Annotated in this window: 18 protein-coding genes; 12 read left to right on the top strand and 6 right to left on the bottom strand. The window is 60.3% G+C overall.

The annotated features are described in order from the left end of the window. Complete coding sequence (locus MAIT1_RS13645; protein ID WP_085443477.1) at positions 1-1707, bottom strand: retron Ec67 family RNA-directed DNA polymerase/endonuclease; 1707 nt, start codon at positions 1705-1707, stop codon at positions 1-3. 764 nt (positions 1708-2471) lie between these two features. Here MAIT1_RS13645 and MAIT1_RS13635 point away from each other — a divergent pair. From MAIT1_RS13635 to MAIT1_RS13600, 8 genes are all read left to right on the top strand, one after another. Further along, on the top strand, positions 2472-4232 hold the full coding sequence (locus MAIT1_RS13635; RefSeq protein ID WP_085443475.1) for an ABC transporter substrate-binding protein: 1761 nt from the start codon (positions 2472-2474) through the stop codon (positions 4230-4232). Between the two features lie 14 nt (positions 4233-4246). After that, a complete protein-coding gene (locus MAIT1_RS13630; RefSeq protein WP_085443474.1) occupies positions 4247-5035 on the top strand; it encodes a vWA domain-containing protein in 789 nt (262 codons plus the stop codon). 51 nt (positions 5036-5086) lie between these two features. Then, the gene (locus tag MAIT1_RS13625; RefSeq protein WP_085443473.1) at positions 5087-6655 is read left to right on the top strand and encodes a phosphate ABC transporter substrate-binding/OmpA family protein; all 1569 of its coding nucleotides are present in this window, start codon (positions 5087-5089) and stop codon (positions 6653-6655) included. After that, on the top strand, positions 6655-7515 hold the full coding sequence (locus tag MAIT1_RS13620) for a hypothetical protein (RefSeq protein ID WP_085443472.1): 861 nt from the start codon (positions 6655-6657) through the stop codon (positions 7513-7515). Before MAIT1_RS13625 ends, MAIT1_RS13620 begins: the two co-directional genes overlap by 1 nt. Positions 7516-7539: 24 nt before the next feature. Next, positions 7540-8772 carry a toxic anion resistance protein gene (locus tag MAIT1_RS13615; RefSeq protein ID WP_085443471.1) on the top strand — a complete coding sequence of 411 codons (1233 nt, stop codon included), beginning with the start codon at positions 7540-7542 and terminating at the stop codon, positions 8770-8772. Positions 8773-9001: 229 nt separating this feature from the next. Beyond that, the gene (locus MAIT1_RS13610) at positions 9002-10066 is read left to right on the top strand and encodes a putative urea ABC transporter substrate-binding protein (protein WP_085443470.1); all 1065 of its coding nucleotides are present in this window, start codon (positions 9002-9004) and stop codon (positions 10064-10066) included. A gap of 289 nt (positions 10067-10355) precedes the next feature. After that, on the top strand, positions 10356-11183 hold the full coding sequence (locus tag MAIT1_RS13605; RefSeq protein ID WP_241893481.1) for an ABC transporter permease: 828 nt from the start codon (positions 10356-10358) through the stop codon (positions 11181-11183). A gap of 251 nt (positions 11184-11434) precedes the next feature. Next, the gene (locus MAIT1_RS13600) at positions 11435-12355 is read left to right on the top strand and encodes an ABC transporter ATP-binding protein (RefSeq protein WP_143814845.1); all 921 of its coding nucleotides are present in this window, start codon (positions 11435-11437) and stop codon (positions 12353-12355) included. 47 nt (positions 12356-12402) lie between these two features. On the opposite strand, the gene MAIT1_RS13595 is transcribed toward MAIT1_RS13600, so the two are convergent. The 4 genes from MAIT1_RS13595 to MAIT1_RS13580 form a co-directional block, all read right to left on the bottom strand. After that, positions 12403-12606, bottom strand: coding sequence for a hypothetical protein (locus MAIT1_RS13595; protein WP_143814844.1), 204 nt, complete (start codon positions 12604-12606; stop codon positions 12403-12405). Positions 12607-13052: 446 nt separating this feature from the next. Further along, the gene (locus tag MAIT1_RS13590) at positions 13053-14216 is read right to left on the bottom strand and encodes a caspase family protein (protein WP_085443468.1); all 1164 of its coding nucleotides are present in this window, start codon (positions 14214-14216) and stop codon (positions 13053-13055) included. 3 nt (positions 14217-14219) lie between these two features. Further along, positions 14220-15437: a hypothetical protein gene (locus MAIT1_RS13585; protein ID WP_143814843.1), complete on the bottom strand. Its 1218-nt coding sequence runs from the start codon at positions 15435-15437 to the stop codon at positions 14220-14222. A gap of 83 nt (positions 15438-15520) precedes the next feature. Beyond that, positions 15521-16381 (bottom strand): BrxR family transcriptional regulator, encoded by an 861-nt coding sequence (locus MAIT1_RS13580; protein WP_085443466.1) that lies wholly within the window; start codon positions 16379-16381, stop codon positions 15521-15523. Between the two features lie 250 nt (positions 16382-16631). On the opposite strand from MAIT1_RS13580, the gene MAIT1_RS13575 reads away from it, so the two are divergent. From MAIT1_RS13575 to MAIT1_RS13560, 4 genes are all read left to right on the top strand, one after another. Further along, positions 16632-16823, top strand: a complete 192-nt coding sequence (locus tag MAIT1_RS13575; protein WP_085443465.1) for a hypothetical protein — start codon at positions 16632-16634, stop codon at positions 16821-16823. Positions 16824-17305: 482 nt separating this feature from the next. Continuing rightward, entirely contained in the window at positions 17306-18898 is a 1593-nt protein-coding gene (locus MAIT1_RS13570) for a TROVE domain-containing protein (RefSeq protein WP_085443464.1), read from the top strand. Positions 18899-19185: 287 nt separating this feature from the next. After that, positions 19186-20424, top strand: a complete 1239-nt coding sequence (locus MAIT1_RS13565) for an RtcB family protein (RefSeq protein WP_085445459.1) — start codon at positions 19186-19188, stop codon at positions 20422-20424. Positions 20425-20802: 378 nt separating this feature from the next. Continuing rightward, on the top strand, positions 20803-21585 hold the full coding sequence (locus MAIT1_RS13560; protein ID WP_085445458.1) for a nucleotidyltransferase domain-containing protein: 783 nt from the start codon (positions 20803-20805) through the stop codon (positions 21583-21585). 30 nt (positions 21586-21615) lie between these two features. Here MAIT1_RS13560 and MAIT1_RS13555 read toward each other — a convergent pair whose 3' ends face one another. Beyond that, positions 21616-22164, bottom strand: coding sequence for a DUF4166 domain-containing protein (locus tag MAIT1_RS13555; protein WP_158089495.1), 549 nt, complete (start codon positions 22162-22164; stop codon positions 21616-21618). Positions 22165-22171 lie beyond the last annotated feature (7 nt).

Here is a 22171-nt window from a genome sequence, read left to right as displayed (position 1 = left end):
TCAGGATTTTGTCTCTCTCCTACTTTCATAATCCTGAATGACCTTCAATATACGGTCTAAAATACCTTTGAATCGTTCAAAATTAATTTTGCCTTTGTTCGGCCTAATCACTTTTTCTGCAAAGATGTGCTTAGAGTAGTATTTTCTATTGTCCGATTCATTTGATTTTGCAAGTGATTTTCCATCAATTTTTGTTTCCCTTACACTTTTTTCAAAAAAATCCTCGATAGCAACACTACTTACATTGTTTATCTTTGGAAGTGCTATAAGGTAAAGATTTTGTGTTATATAGTAGAAATCTTCATCACCTGTTACATTTTCGTTATTGCCAATCACTTCTTTTGCTGCTGAAAAGACTTTTTTTGAGCCTTGGTCACTGTCAACCAGAATAATAACCGGGAACCTTTTCCCTTTACAAAGAAATGGTTTCATCTTTTTATTGTAGTCTTTAATGAGGTATCTACTATCTCCTGTGCCGCCTGAAAACTGCAACAGATCTTGGTTAGATTTTGAATGCTTAAAAAAATCTATTGCGTAATTTACTTCTCCATTAGAAACTTGTATTAGGTCCGGGTACTCTGACGCTAAAGAGTATAGCGCGCACTTTAAATACACACTATCCGTTTTACCTTCACAAAATATTAATGGTTTTCTTAAGTTATGGAACTTTTCGAACAAGACAAACTTCTCGTACAGTTTATGGATCGCTGTTGGCTTACCCCAACGTTCCTTCTGATCTCTTTTGTCGTTGAGTCTCTTTACGTTATAAATATGAGACAGAACCCCCCTCAATACATTAATACTTCCTAAATCCTTCCCACTGATGCTGGCTGAGCGCCCCTTCCTAACTTCTGTCCCGATATAGAAAGCTCCCGTCTTAAACAACGAGCTACACATTGCTCGTGCTTGACGGTAGTAAGAAGCCTTAATATTGACTTTCCTATTTACTACGAGCCCTGTTGTAACTTGTCGGTAAGCGTGGTGCTGCATTGTTGTTTTGTTATGGTTGACTTCAAATCCTGATTTTCTAATTATACATAATAGCTTACTGCTAGGATGCCAACATCCAGCATCGTCTTGAGTAGCAATAGTTGAGGGGAATTGTTTTTCTCTTGTTGAGAATGTTATATCATCTGCATATCGAGAATATTGGCATTTTGTCTTTTTGGCTAAAATAACAAGCCTTACGTCAAGTATATGCCCTATCAAATTCGATAAGACTGGAGATGTTGGACTACCTTGTGGTAGCTCATTATTATAACACACTATCTGTGCTATAACTGTGGCGACATTAGGGTGAAGACCGAAATCTGTATTCTTGATGAAATACCCTCGCACCCTACCAAAATTAATTGAGGGGAAAAAATCTATCAGATCGATATTAAATACATACCTCTTGTTTTTGTGTGCTCTTGCATTCGTGATAATCGAGTGGTCTTTTCGGAAAGCGTGGGAAAGGGAGTGATTGTAACGTTCTCGACCATATATTTCTTCGAAACAGTTTTGTAAAAGATTTGCTAATCGTTTTTGCAACCCCTTGAGTCGAGGATCTGGAGCGTTTATTTCTCTCTCTCCCCCACTTTTTTTAGGGATTTTGAAGGTAGTATATTTTGAATTGTCAGGCAGTTTGTAAAGCAGGAAAGAGAGTGCCTTTGGCCGAAACCCTAGAAGTCTGGCCAAGTCTGACAGTGAAGCTGTTTTTTTAATTTATCAATGTTTCTCAATCACCCACTCCAAAATAAATAAAAGGCTTACAGGCACTCCTATGCGGAACGTTGCACAGCATAGCGAAACGCCAAGCTGACAGAAGGAACGTTAGGGAGCAAAGCCTACCTAACATTGGTTACGTATATCACGAAACATGATAACAAGTCTGCCTGTAAGCCTAATTCAGCTTAAGTCCTCAAGAGATGGAGATCAACCAATTCTCTTCGGCCAAAAAATTCCATCCCCCCTGTGGGGGAAACTGTGCGCCACAATTCGCCCCGCATGGGGGCGGATATCCCAGAATCCGCAATTTTGGCTGATGGGGCCGCATTCTGGCGAATGGAATTTCAATAGGTTACAGACGAACTGCGTCTTCGGGAGGCAGGGGCCGATGGTTCGAATCCATTCACCCGACCATTTTAGTTCAAAGGCTTACGTCACTCCGGCGTAGGCCTTTTTCTTTCCTGGCACAGAACGTCCGCACGTCTGCCCGACAGTGTTGAGTCGCTCCAAACGCCGTATAACCATACCTGATTTTATTCGGCGCTCTGACTCTCCTCTCTCATTTGCCTTGACTCACCCGCGCGCCGCAGCCCCCCTTTTGAAAAGTTAACGTCTGAGCAACCAGCCTCCATAACAGCGCATTCCAAATGCTTTTGCAGGCGCTGGTTCTCCGAATCGTCACGGGAGATTTCGTTGCATAACATTATTTTTGTCTGTAAAAATGGAGTTATATATTTCATCTCATTGCGCCGGAGAGAGTTATGCATCATCGCCGACTTCTTACCCGCAGATCCCCTTACGCCCTCCTTGCACTCCTTGGCTTGTTGGTTGTCTCCGACGCCTGGGCGCTCTCCTATGAACACCCCAAACCGCTGCGTGAGGTTGTGACTGCGGCGGCGCGGGATTGCCGCTTAGGGAAAACCCTCCCCCTGCCCACCATCGCCTGGGGCGCCGATGTGGCCACCTCCCTGGCCAACGGCAACGCCAAACAAACCGCTCCAGGAAGCCCATTCGACCGCGCCGGGCTCTCCTTCTCCCTCTACCGGCAGGACCAGTTCACCCAACAGTTGGACGATTACCTCGCCTGCAGAACGCCCTTCCTGCGCGGCACGCTGGGTATGGTGGGCATGGCCACGGAGGCGCTGTCCAAGGATCCCGGCGCCAAGCCGGTGGTGATCTATCAACTCTCCTGGTCGGCGGGGGGCGACGCACTGGTGGTCAAACAGGGCATCCGTTCGCCCAAGGATCTGCGTGGCAAGACCATCGCCGTGCAAGCCTACGGGCCCCATGTGGACTACCTGACCACCATCCTGAAAGACGCCGGTTTGACGGTGGATGACGTGCGCATCAAGTGGGTGCGCGATCTGCTGCAACTGGATGACAACTCGGTCTCCCCCTCCCGCGCATTCCGGGAAGATAGTTCCGTTGACGCCGCCTTCGTCATCATCCCCGAAGCCCTGGCGCTGACCAGCGGCGGCCAGGTGGGCGCCGGCGCCGAGGATTCGGTGCGCGGGGCGCACATTCTACTCTCCACCAAAACCGCCAACCGCATCATCGCCGATGTCTACGCCGTGCGCGCCGACTATCTGCAACAGAACCGCGCCAAGGTGCAGGGCTTTGTGAATGCGCTGCTGCGCGCAGAAGAGCAGATGGCGCAACTGGCGAAATCCAACGCCGCCGCCTGGCGCCGCGCCCTGGCCCCGGCGGCGGATCTGCTGCTGGACAGCGCCGCGGCGGTGGATGACGCCGCCGCCATGGTGGCCGACGCCGAGATGGCGGGCTATCGCGGCAATGTGAGCTTCTTTGGCGACCCGCAATATCCGCGCGGGTTCGAACATCTGGACAAGGAGATTCAATCCTCATTCAAGGCGTTGGGGCTGCTGCGCAAATCCACCCCGCTGCAACAGGCAAAGTGGGACTATGCCGCGCTGGCCAAAGGGCTCTCCGATACCCGCAACGTGACGCTGCCGCGCTTCGATACCGCCGCCGTGGCGCAGTTGATGGAGCGGCGCGGACGCACCCAGGCCGATGAGGATGGGGTGCTGTTCAGCTTTGAGATCTACTTCCAGCCCAACCAGAACCAGTTCCCAGCGCAGAGCTACCAACAGGCGTATGACAAGGCGATTCAGCTGGCCTCCACCTACGGCGGCGCGCTGCTCACGGTGGAGGGGCACAGCGATCCGCTGGGCTATTTGCGACAGAAGAAAAAAGGCGCGTCGACGGTGGTGCTGAACCGTCTGCGGCAAGCCGCCAAAAACCTCTCATTTAGCCGCGCCAATGCGGTCAAGGACAGCCTCATCGCCCACGCCAACGCCCAAGGGACCACCCTGGACGCCAGCCAGTTTGGCGTTACCGGCCACGGCGTCTCCAAACCCAATACGGCCCAGTGCACCCACAACGCCTCGGGAGACATCAATCTCAACTGTGCGCCGCGCAATAAACAGGAGTGGGACGCCACACGCCGGGTGGTGTTCAAGATCATCCAGGTCGAAGCCGAGTCCAACGTCTTCCAACCCCTGTAATAAGGAGAGAAGCGATGACGACACTCAAACGGCTTCTTCTGTGGATCAGTGTGGGGCTGGCGGCGGCGATCTTCTACCACCTCAACCCGACCAAACAGACCTCGAACACCGCGCCCACTGCGCCCGCCGCGGCGCCCGATCCGGATCCGGACGGCATGTACAGCTCCTGGTCATCGGAGTGGCCCAGCAGCGACGCCGAACCCGCCAAACTGGCCAACAACCTGCTGGCCGACAACTACCTGGTGGTGCTGGACACCTCCGGCTCCATGAACAAAAAGGAGTGTTCTGGTTGGGAGACCAAATTCACGGTGGCGCGCGAGGCGCTTAAGAGCTTTGCTGCGCAAATCCCCGCATCGGCCAACCTCGCCATGGCGGTGTTTCACGAGCTGAGCGCGCGCATGGTGGTTCCATTTGGCCATGGCGCCAACCATCGCGCCGCCTTCAATCAGATGGTCGATAATCTGGCCGCCGACGGCGGCACGCCGCTCAACGGCGCCATCACCTTCGCCTATGCCGCCTTGACCGAACAGGGGCGTCGCCAAACCGGCTACGGCTCCTATCGTCTCATCGTCATCACCGACGGCGTCTCCGGGGATGGAACCCCCGCCCCGCTGGCGCGGGAAATCGTCGAACAGTCGCCGGTGGAACTGCACGTCATCGGTTTCTGCACCGGACCCGACCACTCGCTCAACCTCCCCGGGGTGACGCGCTACTATACGGCGGACAATCCCGAGCAGTTGGCTGAGGGGCTCAAAGCGGTGCAGGCGGAAACGCCTGACTTTACCGTCACCCAGTTCCAGTGAGCCCGCACGGATCATGGACGCACAGCGGAATTTGACACAGGAGCGCATGCGATGAACACCAGCGCCAAGGGAGCCTTGTGGCTGCTGCTGATCGGACTGGCTGTGCTGGCGGGGCTGTATGGCTGGAATCAGTTCCAGAGCGGACGTCAGGTCACCGCCACCAGCGACGCCTCCCGCGCCAAGGGCGCGTTGACCCTGGGGATGGACAATTTCATCGGCTACTTCCCTCTGTGCAGCCCCCGCATGCGCCAGTTGATGCTGGCCGACGGCTATAAACTGGACTGCGTGGACGACAAGGCCGACTACGCCCATCGCTTTGAAAAACTGGCCCGGGGCGAGTTGGATCTCGCCGTGGCCACGGTGGACGCCTATCTGTTGGGGGGCATGGCCGTCAACTACCCTGGGGTGATCATCGCCGTAGTGGATGAGAGCCAGGGCGGCGACGCCATTGTGGCGCGGCAGACCGCAGCGCCCAATCTGACTCAACTCAAAGAGCGCCAGGATCTCAAAGTGGCGTTCACCCCGGACTCCCCCAGCCACCACCTGCTCAAAGCGGTGGGGGTGCACTTCGACATCCCCCTGTTCCGCCGCAAGGACAGCGGATGGCGGGTGGAGTCCAACGGCTCCTCCGACGCTCTCAAAGCGCTGCTGGATGGCAAAGCGCAGGTGGCGGCGTTGTGGGAGCCGGACGTAAGCAAGGCGCTGAGCCAACCGGGCATGGTCAAACTGCTGGGCAGCGACCAGACCGACAAGCTCATCGTGGATATCCTCATCGTCAATCGCGACTTTTTGGCGCGTAACGGCGACGCCGTGCGGCGTCTGCTGGATAACGCCTTCCAGACCCTGGCCCACTATCGCCAGCACCCCACTGAGCGCCACGCCGATGCCGCCGCCTACGCCGGGGTCACGCCGGATGTGGCCAAACGCATGCTCGAAGGGGTGCGCTGGATCTCCCTGCCGCAGAACGCCACCCAGTGGTTCGGCGTCGCCCAAGGCGGCGTGACCCCCACCTATGGCCTGTTCGAAACCATTGAACGCACACTGAAGATTCTACAGGAGTTTGGCGACATCAGCGGCAATCCTCTGCCCGGCCAGGATCCGCGCGGCATTCTCAACTCCGATCTGCTGCGTCAGCTCTATCAGCAACAGGCGGGCCCCGCTCCCGCCGCCGCAAACTTCCTACCCACGCGGGAGAAGTCCTCGCTGGAGGCGGAGTTCGCCCCACTCACCACCCAAGCCTGGGAGCGCCTGCGCGAAGTCGGGGCGCTCAAAGTGCGGCCCATTCTGTTCCAATCGGGAACCGCGCTGCTGGATCTGGCCGACAAACAGCAGTTGGATCAGGCCGCCGACGCCCTGCGCAGCTATCCAGGCTTCCGCATTGAGATCCAGGGCCACGCCAAACCCGGCGGCGACGAAGCGGCCAACCTCAAGCTCAGTCAACAGCGCGCCGACGCCGTCACCCGCTACCTGCGGGTCGCCTACGGGCTGGACCCGGATCGGGTGCGCAGCGTCGGTTATGGCGCCAGCCAGCCGTTGGCGCGTCAGCCGGGCGAGAAGTTTCGCGCCTGGCGCGATCGCCAGTCGCGGGTGACTCTGGTGCTCAAGCAGGAGTCCTTCTGATGAGTGACGACGCGCAGCTGCCCAGCGTCGCCCATCCTGCGCCGCTCGCCATCGCCGACTACAGCCCACAGGCGATCCGTCGCGCGGTAATCCGCAACGCCGCGCAGAGCCCGTGGACGCTCTATCCGCTGGTCATCGGCATCCTTGGCGGCGTGGCCGGGGCGCTGTTTTCCCTGGCCGAAGGGTGGATCGCCTGCGGCCTGGGCGTGGTGGGCGGATTGTCCTATTGGGGCGTGCAGATCTCCGTGCGCCACAACGCCAACGCCCACCACTATCTGGCCGCGCTGCACGAACAGCGCCGCGCCCACCGGCTGGAGGCGCCCAAGCGTCTGCGCCAAACCCTCACCGAGCTGAACTATCTGGCGGGGGTGGAGCAACTGGATAAGTTGGACGCCAAATTCAGCAGCCTCAAACAGGTGCTTGAGAGCAAATTCTCGCCCCAGGAGATCACCTACAGCCGCTATCTGGGCATGGCCGAGCAGGTGCATCTGGCGGCGCTGGACCGCCTGGAGGATGTCGCCTCGGTGCTGTTGAGCGTGCGCAGCATCGACCCGGCCTACATTCAGCGACGCCTGGACGAACTGGGCTACAGCGAGGGCCAGGAGCCCCCTGCCGAAGGCGATGTCGCCGCGCTGCTGGCGCGCATGGCGCTGCTGCACAAATCCCAGGAGACCGCGCTGGAGATCTCCCGGGTCAATGAACAGGCCATGACTGCGCTGGATCTCACCGCCGTCAAGCTGGCCAATATCCGCACCCGTCAGGGCCGCGCCGCCATCGACATGGAGACCGCCATGACCGAACTGGCGGCGCTGGCGGAGCGTTCGCACCTGTATCAAGTTCACGACCGCACGATTTCATAAACCAAATTTTCAGGAGACCGCCCCATGTCCGCCACCAACCCCTTTGCGCCCGCGCCCACCCCGCCGCATCTGGCCGCGCCGCTCTCTCTGGACATCGGCCAGATCAAGGGCGCGCTCACAGCCCAGGTCAATCCCCATGATCTGCAGCTCGACCCTCAAACCGACGCCCCTCTGTTCGACCGCGCCGATGAGGTGATCCAGCGTTTTCTGGATACCGACCTCAACGACTCGGCGGCGCGCGAATCCCTGGTCAACGCCGTGGCCGGGGCCGGTTTCTCCACTGAGAAGAACGCCATGCACCGCAGCAAGATGCTGCAACAGCGCATGGGGACTCTGCGCAAGGACACCGAGGATGGCGGGCCGGTGGCCAGCGCCCTGTCCAACCTGCGTTCGCAGGTGGAGAGCCTCAACCCGGCGGGGATCGACTTCACCAATCCCAAGCAGGCGGCGCGGCGGCTGCTGGGCTTCATCCCCATGGGCAACAAGGTCAAAGAGTACTTCGAGCGCTACGAGAGCGCCGATGCGGTGATCAATGACATCGTCGAGGAGGTCAAGCGCGGTCGCGAGGTGCTGGAGCGGGACACCACCACATTGCAGCAGGATCGCACCGAATATTGGCAGGTGGCGTTGGATCTGACGCGTCAGGTCAAAGTGCTCATGGCCATCGACCAACGCCTCTCCGAGCGCATCGACGCGGGCAAAATCACCGACCCCGAGCAGGTCAAATTTCTCCAGGACGAGATCCTCTTCACCCTGCGTCAGCGCACCCAGGATCTGCAGCAACGGGTGCTGGTCAACATCCAGGGGTCGGCCAGTTGCGACATTCTCATCCGCACCAACAAGGAGCTGATGCGCGGCGTGGATCGCGCCCTGCATGTCACCGTAGACGCCCTGCGCATCGCCGTCTCCGTAGCCCTGGCGTTGAGCAATCAAAAGCTGGTGCTGCGCGCCACCCAGGCCCTCAACGCCACCACCAACAATCTGCTCGCTTCCACCGCGCAGATGCTCAATCATCAAGGCGCCGAGATCCTGGAGGAGGCCGCCAAGGGGCAGCTCTCACAAACCGCCATGCGCGAAGCCTTCGCCAACATCTTTGAGGCGTTTGACAAAATCTCCACCTTCAAACAGGAGGCGCTGCCGCACATGGCGCAACAGATTCTCGAATTTGACCAACTCACCGAAGAGGCGGCCAAACGGGTGCAGACCCTGGAGGCGGGCAACCGCATCTCCGAGGATCTGATTCAATTCACCGTTTAAACGCTTTTTATTGCCATATGCCAAAATTGAACACGCGACTCTCTGCGCTAGCGCGGAAAGTTAACTCACGAGGGTCCAGGGAAATCATTTCCCTGGCGGGTCGAGGGCGGCGCCCTCGTGGGGTCTGGGGCAACGCCCCAGTCTCTCTCCTGCCACGTTGTATTGTTCAGTTTTGTATGCACCACCTTATTCAACGCACCACATACGACGCCATCACGAGGAAATCGCCATGAGCCTGATTCGCCATTTCAGCCGCGCCCTGATCGGTCTGACCCTGCTCTCCGCCAGCGCCGCCCACGCCGCCGCGCCGCGCTGCCACATCGCCTGGTCCCACTACACCGGTTGGGAGCCGGTGGGGTATATCCAGGACTCTGGCATCGCCGCCCGTTGGGGCAAAAAGATGGGCGTGGATCTGCAATTCACCCTCATCAACGACTACATTGAGAGCGTCAATCAGTACACCGCCGGCAGCTTCGACGGCGTCACCGTGACCAATATGGATGGTCTGACCATCCCGGCGGTGGGCGGGGTGGACACCACCGTGCTGGTGGTGGGCGACTTCAGCAACGGCAACGACGCCATTTTAGTCAAATCCGCCGACAACAAGGCTTCCGTCCACTCTCTCAAGAGCAAACCGGTGAAGCTGGTGGAGCTGTCGGTGAGCCACTACCTGCTGGCCCGCGCGCTGGATAAAAACGGCATGGCGGAGAGGGATCTGTCGGTGGTCAACACCAGCGACGCCGACCTGGGCGGCCTCATCGCCGCAGCGGCCGACGGCGACGCCTTCGTCACCTGGAACCCCATCGTCATGACCGCCCTGCAGCAGCCCGGCGTGGTCAATGTGTTTGACTCGGCGCAGATCCCCGGCGAGATCATCGACACCATCATGGTGCGCACCGACGCCGATGACGCCTGCAAACGCGCGGTCACCGGCGCCTGGTATGAGGCCATGGGGCAGATGTCCCAAGGCGGCGCCAAAACCCAACAAGCCCTGAGCAGCATGGCCGCGCAAGCGGGCGGCTCCGAAGCCGAATTCCAGGCCCAGTTGCGCACCACGCGCATGTTCTACGAGCCCAAGCAGGCCGCCGAATTCAGCCGCAGTCAGCAGTTGAAGGACACCATGCGCTTTGTGGCCAAGTTCTCCTTTGACCATGGGCTCTACGGCAACGGCGCCAGCGATGAGACCTTCATCGGCATCGCCTATCCCGACGGCTCGGTGTGGGGCAACGCCGATTTCGTCAAACTGCGCTTCGACGCGACCTACATGCAGATGGCCGCCGACGGCAAGCTGTAAGAGTGTTTATCCCGGTCCCCGCAGAGTGTGTGGGGACCGGGTGATACTTCTTCTGATAGTTTGGATGATGAAAGATGTTGGGGCTTCGCCCCAAACCCCATGAGGGCGCTGCCCTCAACCCGCACGGGCTCTGCCCGTGACCCGGCAGGGCTTTGCCCTGCACCCACCAGGGAAATGATTTCCCTGGACCCTCGTTAGTTCTTACTCTGTGCGCGCTCGCTATTATTGTACGTTCCGCATGCTCGTTTCTGGCGCTTAGATTTCTTCGACGATCTGGGAGGCTTGGCTCTTGAAAATCCGCCGTTTGTCCGGCCTGCACGCCCAGCCCGGCCGCTGGACCCGCATCATCCTGGCGCTGCTGCCGCTGCTGTTGCTGGTCGCGCTCTACGCCGTCGCCTCGCAGATCCGTCTGGCGGACAACCCCCACGACAAGCTCATGCCCGGCTTCGGCAAAATGGCCGACGCCTTCTGGCGCTTGGCCACCGAACCCGACCGCCGCAGCGGCGAAATCCTGCTGTGGATGGACACCCTCGCCAGCCTCAGCAGGCTGGGCATTGGGATGGCCTTGAGCGCGGTGCTGGGCCTGCTGATCGGCCTCAACACCGCGCTGTTCCCCACCCTGCGCGCGGCGCTCAATCCCCTGCTCACCGTACTCAGCATCATCCCGCCGCTGACCCTGTTGCCGATTCTGTTCATCGTCTTCGGCGTCGGCGAAGAGGCCAAAGTGATGCTGATCTTCATCGGCACGGTGTTTGTCATCTCACGGGATATCCACTTGGCCACCCGCGCCATTCCCCATGAGCAGATCATCAAGGCGCTGACCCTGGGCGCCACCCAACTGGGTGTGGTCTATCGGGTGGTGCTGCCGCAGATCATGCCGCGCTTGATCAACACCACCCGCCTCACCCTGGGCGCGGCGTGGCTGTTCCTCATCGCCGCCGAAGCGGTGGCCTCCACCGACGGCCTGGGCTATCGCATCTATCTGGTGCGGCGCTATCTGGCCATGGATGTGATCATCCCCTATGTGGCGTGGATCACCCTGTTGGGCTTCACCATGGATTGGCTGCTGCGGCTGACCGTGCGCTGGGTCTATCCCTGGCATGATCGCGATGCATAGGTGGTGTTCGAGCTGAACTTGGTGGAATGCTGTTGAAGCGAAAAGAGACTGGGGCTTCGCCCCAGACCCCGACCAGGGCGCCGCCCTGGACCCGCGAGGGCTCTGCCCTCGACCCGCCAGGGAAATGATTTCCCTGGACCCTCGTGAGTTTTGCTTTTGCGCACGTATGGAGTCTTGTGCATCAACTTTGGAATCTAGCCGCTATATTTCACAAGAAGATAGACTGACAAGTTCGCTATTCGGAGTAGAACATGCCCGACCGCTTTCGCAATTCGACCCTGCTGCACGTGGAGGACCTCTATCAGGCCTTCGGCGGCAAGGTGGTGCTGGACAACATCGACCTCTCCGTGGCCGCAGGCGAACTGGTCACCGTGGTGGGGCCTTCGGGGTGCGGCAAGTCCACTCTTCTACGCATTATCATCGGGCAGGATCGCCCGGCGGGCGGGCAGGTGTGGCTGGATGGTCATCAGTTGGACACCCCCAACCGCGAACGTGGGGTGGTCTATCAGCACTATTCGCTGTTCCCCAACCTGACCGTGCTGGACAACGTGCTGGCGGGGCATCGGCTGCGCGGCTGGCCGTGGCAAAAGCCCCCCGCCGAGGCCTGCGAGCTGGCCGAGCATCTACTGGCCAAAACCGGCATGGATCGGCACCTGGAGAAGTACCCGCATCAACTCTCCGGCGGCCAGCGTCAGCGCGTGGCCATCGCTCAGGCGTTGATGCAGAAGCCGCGCATTCTGTGCATGGACGAACCCTTCTCCGCCCTCGACCCCGGCACCCGCGAGACCATGCAACTGCTGCTGTTGGAGCTGTGGGAGGCGTTCGGCATGACGGTGTTCTTCGTCACCCACGATCTGGAGGAGGCGGTCTATCTGGGCACCCGACTGGTGGCGCTCTCCCCCTACTACACCGATGATCGCGGCGACGGCGACGGCGTCAATCGCGGCGCCCGGGTGGTGGTGGATCGCTCCTTACGCCCCATCGGCACGGCGGTGTCGCCGCGCATCAAGACCGATCAAGCCTTCGCGCAGTGCATTCAGGAGATCCGTCGCGACGCCTTCGACCCGGACCATCGCCAGCACGTGAGCACCTTCGACCTCTCCCACCCCCACAGCTGGGTCACCTTCACCGCCGACGAGGTGCGCCCTGCGGAGTCACAGGCGGCGGAGTAGTCACCACGCTCATGCGCCATGGCGGAAAAAGGGCATTTCACCGAACGCTACTCACACTTGCCCGACCGATTGCCCAATTTGGTGGATTTGCTCTGCGGCTCCTCCATCAGGCGATCCAGTTCGTCATCGGAGTGCGGTTTGGAAGCCTGCGCCGCGCTAGAGTCCGCCGCCCCGGTGGGCGGTTGGCCATCGCTGGCGCAGCCTCCCAGTAAAACGCCCAACGCCAACGCCATCCCCATCGCTCTTTGCATCTGCAATCTCCTGTTATTCTGGATATTTCCAGATCCACAATGGCCGCGCGCTGCGCAGTGATCAAGCAATTGAGCGGGTCTTCTCTGATGCTGCCATCACTCTTATAGTCGCCGCAGAAGAGAATTAGACATTTGAAGCGAGAAGATATCGAGGGCTCCGCCCTCGAGCTCCCAAGATCAACAGCTACACCGTGGGCTCCGCCCACACCCGCTTAAGGGTCACAGACCCTTAAGAATCCCGCCTCCGGCCAGCCGGAGGCCAATAGTCAGCGCAAGCTTTACCTGTGTCACACAAACATTGAGGAGCCTGTGCAATTCTGAATTGCGGTGACTATATTGCCAAATGATTTGGTGACTTTGGAACCTCGGCTTTATTCCATCTATAGCGTCGCAATTTAGAGCCGCCCGCCGACGCGCCGCTTAACGCGCCGGGCTGCCTTCCCGGCTTAACGCTGCTGTGCGGCCCGCGCCCGCTCCTCGGCTTTGCGGATGAAGATCCTGGCCAAGCTGGCGTAGTAGCCCTTGGGGTACTGTTTGAGGTAAGCGCGATAGAGGGCCGGGTCGCCCTCGGCGTGCACCGACTCCCAGAAGGTGCGCTCGGCCTCGGCGGCCAACGAGCTGTCTCTGGGAGCCGATGATGGCGGGGTCGCGGCGGGCGGCGGCGGTTTGGGCGCGGGCAGCGGCGCCAGCTTCACCTGAAACACAAAGTCGCCCTGATCAAAACGCCGGTCGCGCAACTTGCCATAGCGTGGGGTTTGCCGCGCATTGCTCAAGTTGGTCAGACGATCGGTGAGAAACAGCCCCAGTTCGCTGCCGGTCAAGTAGCCGTCGCGGTTGGCGTCGGCGCTGCCCTTGCCTTGGAGCGCATCCAGGAACACCTGCCGAAACAGGCCGTCGTCAGAGACCTCCTGCTTGGCGTCGCCGGAGGAGATGAACTGCCGCACCGGCTCTGTGACCGCGCGGGTGATGGCGGCGGGGGGCAGCGAACGTTGAGCGCTGAAGATGGTGCCGGAGAAGCAGGAATCGAACACCGCCATGACGTGTTTGGAGACCGCCGAGCGCACATACACGCCAAAATTGCGCAATGATAGCGCGCGCAGTTTGAACAGCGCTTCGTTATCGGTGGGGCGCGGCGCATCGGCGGGCGCCAGATAGCCTTCGCCGTTCAGCGTATGGCCGTGGCCAGCGTACCAGACGAACAACCGCGCCTGAGGATCGGCGCCTTTGAGAATATGGAACTCCTCCAGCGCCGATTTTAACTCCGCAGAGTTCAGATCCTGCTTGAAGGTGACCTCAAACCCCTTCTCGCGCAGAGCGTCGGCCACCATTTTGGCGTCGCGCACGGCGTTGGAGAGCGGCGGCCAGCCATTGGTGTAGTGGTCGATGCCGATCACCAGGGCGTAGCTCTTGTTGTACAGCTGCACTGAACCAGCGGATTTGGCGTCGGGGCGATCCTGCGATTTGAGTTCGACGGTCAGCCCCCGCGACGCACTCTCTTTTATGCGCTGTAAGCCCGCCTGCGCGTCATGCAACGGCCACATGGCGAGCAGACAGGCGACGCCTAACAGCCAAAGGGTTGCACAGGCGGCTCTCTGTCGGCATCGGTTCATCGCTTATCGCCCCTGTTTGAGCAAAACGGGCTCTGGGAGTTTGGCCGAATAACCCTTCTCCGCCAGCGCGCGGGTCAACTCCGACTCCAACATTGACAGCTTGGATGAGCCGGGTCCGTAATAGTCCACATACATGGTTTTGAGATTGACCCCGGAGCCGTGATAGTGGAGCTGGTCGGGGCGCAGACTCAGATCGGTAAAGGTGTAGAAGGGGCGCCCATTGAGGAAGACGCGGGCGTTGCCAGAGCCATCGTTTGGAATCCAGATCACATAATCGATGGTCAAGTCGTGTTTGGCCAGATCGACGCTGGAGTTTTTGGTCAGATAGATCTTGCGCTCGCCGTTCACCCGCCCCTCTGCGGTGTAGAGATTGCGCATCACGCGCTCGCCGCTCTTATCCTTTACGCTGGCGCGGACGTACTTCAAATAGGCGCTGTTCTTTTTATCCTGGCGGAAGCTGGTGGAGGCGAAGCTCATCCACTTTTCATGCAGATTCCAATTGGCCAGACGAATGCGGTATTGGATCACGCCGGAATTGAAACGGCTGGGCAGTTGCAGATCCTGGCTCACAAAGTGGCCGCCAGTGATATTGCGGGCCTGGATCAACAGATGGGTCTCGCCACGGCTCTCCTTCCGCGTGATCCAGGAGGGCGTTTTCGGCTGCTTGCTGGGCGCCTTGCTCAAGGCGATGGGCACACGCAGATCCGCCTGTTTCAGCGTGACCCACTGCCTGCGTTTCAGATAGCCGTCGCGACTCACCTCCACATGATAGCTGCCAGGCTCAAGGCGCATGCCCGGGGCGTAGCGCGGTTTGATATTGAGAATCCGCACCCGCGCGTCAGCAGGCTCGACATCAATGGTGAACGCATAGCGTTGCGTTGCGGGTTCGGGAGCGCTCTGTGCGACCGGCGGCGCTGGCGGCGCGTCGACATCATCATCCGCCTCTTGTTGCGCCGCCAGCAGCTTGTCGCGCTTGACCTTGGCCAACACCGCGTAGATGCCGTTGGGGAACTGCGCCAGATAGGCGTCATAGAGCTCGGGATCGTCGCTCTCCTGGATCGATTTCCAGAAGGTCAGATCCATCAGGCGTTGGTCGTCAGCCGAGAGTTTCGCCAGCAGGATCTCTCCTGGCGCGGCCTGTGCGGTGACCGGCGCGCCGCTCACAGACAGGGCGCAAAGAAGCAGAGCGATGCAGACGATGCGGTTAAATTTCGTCATCATACTTGTATAGCGAAAGAGTTGGCGAAGTTCGATATTCTACTGGAAACCCGCGAGAATGGCTATCCCACGATACTTTCGCCGGATTATGACTCCGGCTGTTGCGCCAATAAAACCACGGGACGAAGCGTGGCGGGTAAAGATTGAAATTCAGGCAGGAGAAAGTATTTCTTACAAAAACTATAGACAAACGCCGCGCGCAGAGTCAGTTCACGGCGACCATCAACCATGCCCCACTCCTTCTCCGTGATGCAGCGCTGACCATCGCTCAAATCCGGGTGCGGGGCCAGAATCAGCGTCATCAGATTGCGCCAGTCGGCGTCATCAGCGGCGTCGCGCCACGGCGCATCGGGCAGCAGCTCCGCCTCCCAGATACGGCTTAAGGCGAAATTGCGGTAGGTCTGCTTCAGATGACACCAACCGCGCGCCACCACCTGTTCGCCATTGTCATACACGGCGTGGAAGCTCACCACGCGCTCGCTCTCCTCCAGCGAGGTCATGGCCTGATAGCGTATGCGCACGCTGCGCTGTTTGCGCAGGCCACTGAGCACGCCACGAGCCACCAGCGGCTCCACCGCGCGCTCCACCCGCCCCACGCCGTCCAGACCGGGACGCTCCAGCCCGGCCCCGCCGCTCTGCAACCGCAGCCAGCGCGCCAGCTCCGGCTTGACCAGTTTGGGCGTGAATCTCGGCGCGGCGCGATAGCAGCGCCAGGCGGCGGCGCGGTCGTAGGTGACCTGCCGCGCGCTCACCACCTGTTCGAGCAGATACTTCAGATCCGCCGCCGCCTGCGCCCGACCGATGCCGAAGCGGGCGGTCAGATCCTCGCGATTGAGCATGCCGCGCCAATACAGCGTCTCCTCGGCCCAGCGCAGGCGCGCCAGCCGCACCGCGCCGCCACGGGAGGCGAGAATCGCTTTTTCCAAGGATTCCGGCGTTTTTTTCACAGTCTGACAACCTAAGAAATCATCATGAAACTTCAGAGAGTTGCACCATCTTACGTCAATCGCGCGCCAGAATCCAGACCAATCGACTGAATAAACCTGTTGACACATTCGACGGGTCTGCTTACTGTACCTATCACGCCGGGCCGAATGGGTGGGGTTATTGCTCCATAAAAGCGCAGCTTCCGCACTCCCCGCTCAGCCACACGCCCGGCTCTTTTGACTCTGCTCACCTCCAATAGGGAGACGCGCCATGATCTGTTCCAAGCTGTTGACTCTGCACGCCAACGCGCGTCTGCCCATACCGTTTGCCAATCCGCTCGAACCCGTCGTGCTGAACGGCGCCATGCGCCCGTTTGGCGGCAATGAACAGGGTCAATGGAGCTTGGATTCCACAACCCTGTTGGGCAATAGCCAACACACCCTGAGTTTACCCTCCGTTTAACGCGCCAACAGCGCACGGAGGGGCAGGCCCCTCCGCGACGCTGACCTCACCGTCCGCCTCCCCAGGGCCCTGCCGCAACCGGCCCGGGCCGGAGGATTCGGATTATTGGCGACGCGCGCACTGTGGTACGTCCTTGGAAGCCGACGGAAGCACTGCGCAGCAACTGGGTTCAAATCCCAGACTCCGTATCCCACACACGCCCGGGCCTTCCGCCCTCCCACTGGACTTGCGCCCGTGGGAGGCCACAAGACCTGTTTGACGATGCAAATCCTTCTAAACAGGCCATTACGCTTGCTGGAAAACAAAATTGAACACGTCTGCCTTCATGCTTGCAAAGAAGGTTAACTCACGAGGGTCCAGGGAAATCATTTCCCTGGTGGGTCCAGGGCAAAGCCCTGGTCGGGGTCTGGGGCGAAGCCCCAATCTCTTTCCGCTGCCGAGACATTGTTCAGTTTTCATTTCTGGCGCGTTTAGGAAGAGCCATGAACACCCTGATGCACGCTTGGAATTGGCTGCGCGGCAGAGCGCCCGCGCCTGCTGGCGCCACCCGCAACAACGCGGGCGGCTACGCCTTCGCCGTGGACGACTGGACCCGACTGGATCGCTTTCTGATTCTCGGCGCAGAGGACGGAACCTACTACGTGGGTGAACGCGCCCTGAAGCGGGAGCATGCGCAGAGCATACAACGGCTGTTGTGCGCTGATGGTCTGCGGGTGGTGCGGCGCATCGTCGAGATCGCCGAATCGGGCCGCGCGCCCAAGAGCGATCCGGCGCTGTTCGCCCTGGCCATGGCCTGCGCGGCGGAGTCCGACGCGGTGCGTGCGGCGGCGCTGTCCGCCCTGCTGCGGGTGGCGCGCACGGGAACGCACCTGTTCCACTTCGCCGCCTTTGTGCAGGCGCAACGCGGCTGGGGCCGGGGTCTGCGCCGGGCGGTGTCGGCCTGGTACAACAACCGCCCGCTGGATGAACTGGCCTATCAGACGGTGAAGTATCGTCAGCGCGACGGCTGGCGCCATCGCGATCTGCTGCGGCTGGCGCATCCGCTGGTGAATGCCGATGACGTCGCTCGGCGCGCGCTCTATGGTTGGATTCTGCGCCAGGAGCCCCACGCCGAACTGCCGCGTCTGGTGGAGGGATTTCAAATCCTCGACGAGGCCCAGGCCGACGTCATCGCCTCGGCGGAGATCATCGCCGCCTATGGGCTGCCCCGGGAGGCGGTTCCCTCAACGCTGTTGAAGGAAGCGTCCATCTGGATGGCCCTACTAGAGCGCATGCCGCTCACGGCGATGCTGCGCAATCTGGAGGTGATGGCGTCATTGGGCATGTTGACGCCGGACGCCGAGGCCACCCGGCAGGTCGTCGCTGCGCTGGGCAACACCGAAGCGCTGCGGCGGGCGCGCGCGCACCCGCTGGCGATTCTCACCGCGCTGCGCATCTACAGCGCCGGGCGCGGATTGCGCGGATCGCTCACCTGGAGCCCCACGCCGGCCATTACGGCGGCGTTGGAGGCGGCGTTTTTCAACGCCTTTAGCAATGTGGCGCCCACCGGGCGGCGCATTCTGCTGGCGCTGGATGTCTCCGGCTCCATGGATTGGGGCAATATCGCCGCCTCGCCGCTCACCCCGCGTGAGGCCTCCGCCGCCATGGCGCTGGTCACCGCGCGGGTGGAGCCGGAGGTGCGCATCGTCGCCTTTTGCCACAAGCTGCGGGAGTTGAACCTCTCCAAAGCCCACGGCGTGGACGATGTGGTGGATCGTGTCAGGCGTCTGCCGTTTGGCGGCACCGACTGCGCGCAGCCTATGTTGTATGCACTCAAGCATGATCTGCCGGTGGACTGCTTTATCGTCTACACCGACAGTGAAACCTGGGCTGGGCGCGTTTCGCCGGTGAAGGCGCTGCGTCGCTACCGCGAGCGCACCGGCATTGACGCCAAATTGGTGGTGGTGGGGATGCTCTCCAACGGCTTCTCCATCGCCGATCCCAACGATGGCGGTATGTTGGACGTGGTGGGTTTCGACACCGCCGCGCCCGCTGTCATCAACCAGTTTATCCAGAGCAGCGCGGAAGCTGCGTGATCTCTGGATCGGGGCCTTGCCTGTCAAATGGAGGCAAGGCCCCCAACTTGGATGTTAGGGAAAATAAAAGATATCGAGGGCTTTGCCCTCGAGCTCCCAAGACCAAGAGACAAACCGTGGGGCTCTGCCCCACGCCCCGCTGGGGGCGCGGCCCCCAGACCCCGGACAAGCTCGGCCATAAATGTCCGGCTTGTCCACCTATCTGGCTGGGAGCTTATCTTTCACTTGTCTACAGTTCGACAGAGTGTCGAGAACATCAGATTAGAGTCAGAACAATGAACGATCACATGAAGAATTATACCGAGATTCCCACCGACGGCGTGCCCATCCGCGCCTGGACCCACGGCGTGCCGGTGGAGGAAGCCGCCGAGCTGCAACTGCGCAACGTCGCCTCCCTGCCCTTTGTCCATAGCCACGTCGCCGCCATGCCCGACGTGCACTGGGGCAAAGGCGCCACCGTGGGCTCGGTCATCCCCTGCCTGGGGGCGATCATCCCGGCGGCGGTGGGAGTGGATATCGGCTGCGGCATGATGGCGGTGCGCACCACCCTCAAAAGCCGCCATCTGCCGGATAATCTGGAGGGGCTGCGCGCAGGCATCGAACAGGCGATTCCCCATGGCCGCACCGGTCGCGGCGACAACCGCAACGACCGTGGCGCGTGGGGCAATCCACCCGATGACGTCACGAGCGCCTGGGGCGACAAACCCTATCGCGACGGCACCCTGCGCAGCGCGCTGGAGACGATCACCGACAAGCATCCCAAGCTGAAGAAGGCCAACAGCGTGGTCCATCTGGGCACGCTGGGCGCCGGCAACCACTTCATCGAAGTGTGCCTGGATGAGTCCGACGCGGTGTGGGTGATGCTGCACTCAGGCTCGCGCGGCATTGGCAACCGCATCGGCTCCTACTTCATCGAGATGGCCAAAAAGGAGATGGCGCGTTGGTTTATCAACCTGCCCGACGCCGATCTGGCCTATCTACCGGAGGGGAGCGAAGGGTTCAATGACTACATCCAGGCGGTGGCCTGGGCGCAAGCCTTCGCCCAGACCAATCGTGAGGTGATGATGCATCGGGTCATGACCGTGCTGGCGACGCAGTTCACCGACTTCGGCGTCAGCGAGCTGGCCATCAACTGCCACCACAACTACGTGGCGCAGGAGAAGCACTACGGCAAGCAGGTGTGGATCACCCGTAAGGGCGCGGTGCGCGCGGGCGTCGGCGAGCTGGGGATTATCCCCGGCTCCATGGGCGCGCGCTCGTACATCGTGCGCGGCAAAGGCAATTGGCAATCGTTCTGCTCCTGCTCCCACGGCGCCGGGCGGGCGATGTCGCGTAACGAAGCCAAGCGCCGTTTCACCGTTGATGACCACGTGCACGCAACGGAAGGCGTAGCGTGCCGCAAGGACGCCGGGGTGATCGACGAAACCCCCATGGCCTATAAGGATATCGATGCGGTCATGGCGGCTCAGAGCGATCTGGTGGAGATCGTCCACACCCTTAAGCAGGTGGTGTGCGTCAAAGGGTAAGGGATGGGGCTTCGGCCCCTATCCCTGGATTGAAGTCTATAAATGGGGAGATGAAAGATATCGAGGGCTGCGCCCTCGAGCTCCCCTCACACCGTGGGCTCCGCCCACACCCGCTGGGGGCGCGGCCCCCAGACCCCGAAAAATCGCGCCAGTAAATGTCGCGATTTTCCACCTATCGATAGCCGAGCAAGCCCATACAGTCGAGTAACCGACAAAGTTTTGGATAAGCACGGCGCAAAACTCACGAGGGTCCAGGGAAATCATTTCCCTGGTGGGTCCAGGGCAACGCCCTGGCGGGTCGAGGGCGGAGCCCTCGTGGGGTTTGGGGCAGCGCCCCAATATCTTTCATCTTCCCCAAACAAATTGAGAAGAACCATGATGCGCCAGACGATTTTGCAAAAACTGGAAGAGATCGAATGGACCGAAGAGGTGCGGATTCTCTACGCCTGCGAGTCGGGCAGCCGCGCCTGGGGCTTCGCCTCGCCGGATAGCGATTGGGACGTGCGCTTCATCTACGTGCGCCCGCCGGAGTGGTACCTGTCGGTGGATGTGGAGCGCAAACGCGACGTCATCGAACGCCCCATTACCGATGATCTGGACATCAACGGCTGGGACCTGCGCAAGGCGCTGTGGTTGATGGGCAAGAGCAATCCGGGGCTATTGGAGTGGCTCGCCTCCCCTATCGTCTATCGTGAGGATGGCGTCACGCCACAGCGTTTGCGCGCCTTGCGCGATGAGTGCTTTTCGCCCCGTGCGGCGTGGCATCACTACGTGAGCATGGCGCACAACAATCTGCGTGAGTCCCTGCAAGGTGAAACCGTGCGGCTGAAGAAGTACTTCTACGTACTGCGTCCGCTCTTGGCGGCGCGTTGGGTGGCGCGCGGCATGGGAGCGCCGCCGGTGCTGTTTGAGGATCTGCTTTCCGGCGTACTGGAGGAGCAATCGGTGCGCAACGCCATCGATGACCTCACCCGGCGTAAGCGCCAGAGCGGGGAATTGGATGCCGAACCGCGCATCCCGGTTCTGCATGAGTTCATCGACACGGAGTTTGCGTGGATCGAGCGGGAGAGCGCAACACTGCTGGACGCCATGCCTGCCGACAAACCGCTCGCCGAGCCGCTCAACCGCGCCTTTCGTGAGATCATCGATCAAGCGGCCTAAACCGAGGAGGGGAGCCTCTCCCCTCCTCGCTCACGGGCTCTTGATCACCCAGCCGCTGTAGTGCGTCACATGCCCCACCACAGGGAACGCTACATCGATATCGAAGAAAAATCGCTCCCCTTCGCCGCTCTCCAGGCATTCGATAACGGGTCGGCTCCATCCTGGCAGTGGAATCTTCAGCAGCTTCCATCCCACCAACGACCACGCCAGCCCCTTCGGCTCAGGCGTGAGACGAAACAGCAGATCAAACGGGCCAAAATGTTCAATCAGAAGCCCAGCATCGCGCCCGCCCCCCGCTTGCATCACACTGCCATAGCGTCGCGTATCAAACCGTCTCCGCCAGCGTTCGCTCCCCTTTCCATCAGGCTGAAAATGGATCTCCACCGGCACATCGACGCCCGCCTTGGGCAATCCCGCCACGCGAGAGATCATCCACGGAAGAATCCCCCTGGCCGTGGTGATCTGCGCGTGCCCTATCACAGTCAAATCTCCGGACAGGCTGTGCAGCACCTGCACTGCGGCGGGCAATCCATCAAAAGATGATCCCAAAATGCGTTGAAAGGGGGAAGGCTGGGTCATGCTCGCT

It is taken from the genome of Magnetofaba australis IT-1 (assembly GCF_002109495.1).
GTDB lineage: Bacteria > Pseudomonadota > Magnetococcia > Magnetococcales > Magnetococcaceae > Magnetofaba > Magnetofaba australis.
The sequence above is the reverse complement of the archived record's forward strand: the minus strand, read 5'-3'. Positions and strand labels throughout refer to the sequence as shown.

What these genes read in the sequence shown, in the direction of transcription:
- MAIT1_RS13590 (WP_085443468.1), bottom strand. Translation starts at nt 14,216, where the DNA reads ATGAACCGATGCCGACAGAGAGCCGCCTGTGCAACCCTTTGGCTGTTA.
- MAIT1_RS13610 (WP_085443470.1), top strand. Translation starts at nt 9,002, where the DNA reads ATGAGCCTGATTCGCCATTTCAGCCGCGCCCTGATCGGTCTGACCCTG.
- MAIT1_RS13575 (WP_085443465.1), top strand. Translation starts at nt 16,632, where the DNA reads ATGATCTGTTCCAAGCTGTTGACTCTGCACGCCAACGCGCGTCTGCCC.
- MAIT1_RS13625 (WP_085443473.1), top strand. Translation starts at nt 5,087, where the DNA reads ATGAACACCAGCGCCAAGGGAGCCTTGTGGCTGCTGCTGATCGGACTG.
- MAIT1_RS13570 (WP_085443464.1), top strand. Translation starts at nt 17,306, where the DNA reads ATGAACACCCTGATGCACGCTTGGAATTGGCTGCGCGGCAGAGCGCCC.
- MAIT1_RS13585 (WP_143814843.1), bottom strand. Translation starts at nt 15,437, where the DNA reads ATGATGACGAAATTTAACCGCATCGTCTGCATCGCTCTGCTTCTTTGC.
- MAIT1_RS13635 (WP_085443475.1), top strand. Translation starts at nt 2,472, where the DNA reads ATGCATCATCGCCGACTTCTTACCCGCAGATCCCCTTACGCCCTCCTT.
- MAIT1_RS13595 (WP_143814844.1), bottom strand. Translation starts at nt 12,606, where the DNA reads ATGCAAAGAGCGATGGGGATGGCGTTGGCGTTGGGCGTTTTACTGGGA.
- MAIT1_RS13630 (WP_085443474.1), top strand. Translation starts at nt 4,247, where the DNA reads ATGACGACACTCAAACGGCTTCTTCTGTGGATCAGTGTGGGGCTGGCG.
- MAIT1_RS13560 (WP_085445458.1), top strand. Translation starts at nt 20,803, where the DNA reads ATGCGCCAGACGATTTTGCAAAAACTGGAAGAGATCGAATGGACCGAA.
- MAIT1_RS13600 (WP_143814845.1), top strand. Translation starts at nt 11,435, where the DNA reads ATGCCCGACCGCTTTCGCAATTCGACCCTGCTGCACGTGGAGGACCTC.
- MAIT1_RS13555 (WP_158089495.1), bottom strand. Translation starts at nt 22,164, where the DNA reads ATGACCCAGCCTTCCCCCTTTCAACGCATTTTGGGATCATCTTTTGAT.
- MAIT1_RS13620 (WP_085443472.1), top strand. Translation starts at nt 6,655, where the DNA reads ATGAGTGACGACGCGCAGCTGCCCAGCGTCGCCCATCCTGCGCCGCTC.
- MAIT1_RS13565 (WP_085445459.1), top strand. Translation starts at nt 19,186, where the DNA reads ATGAAGAATTATACCGAGATTCCCACCGACGGCGTGCCCATCCGCGCC.
- MAIT1_RS13615 (WP_085443471.1), top strand. Translation starts at nt 7,540, where the DNA reads ATGTCCGCCACCAACCCCTTTGCGCCCGCGCCCACCCCGCCGCATCTG.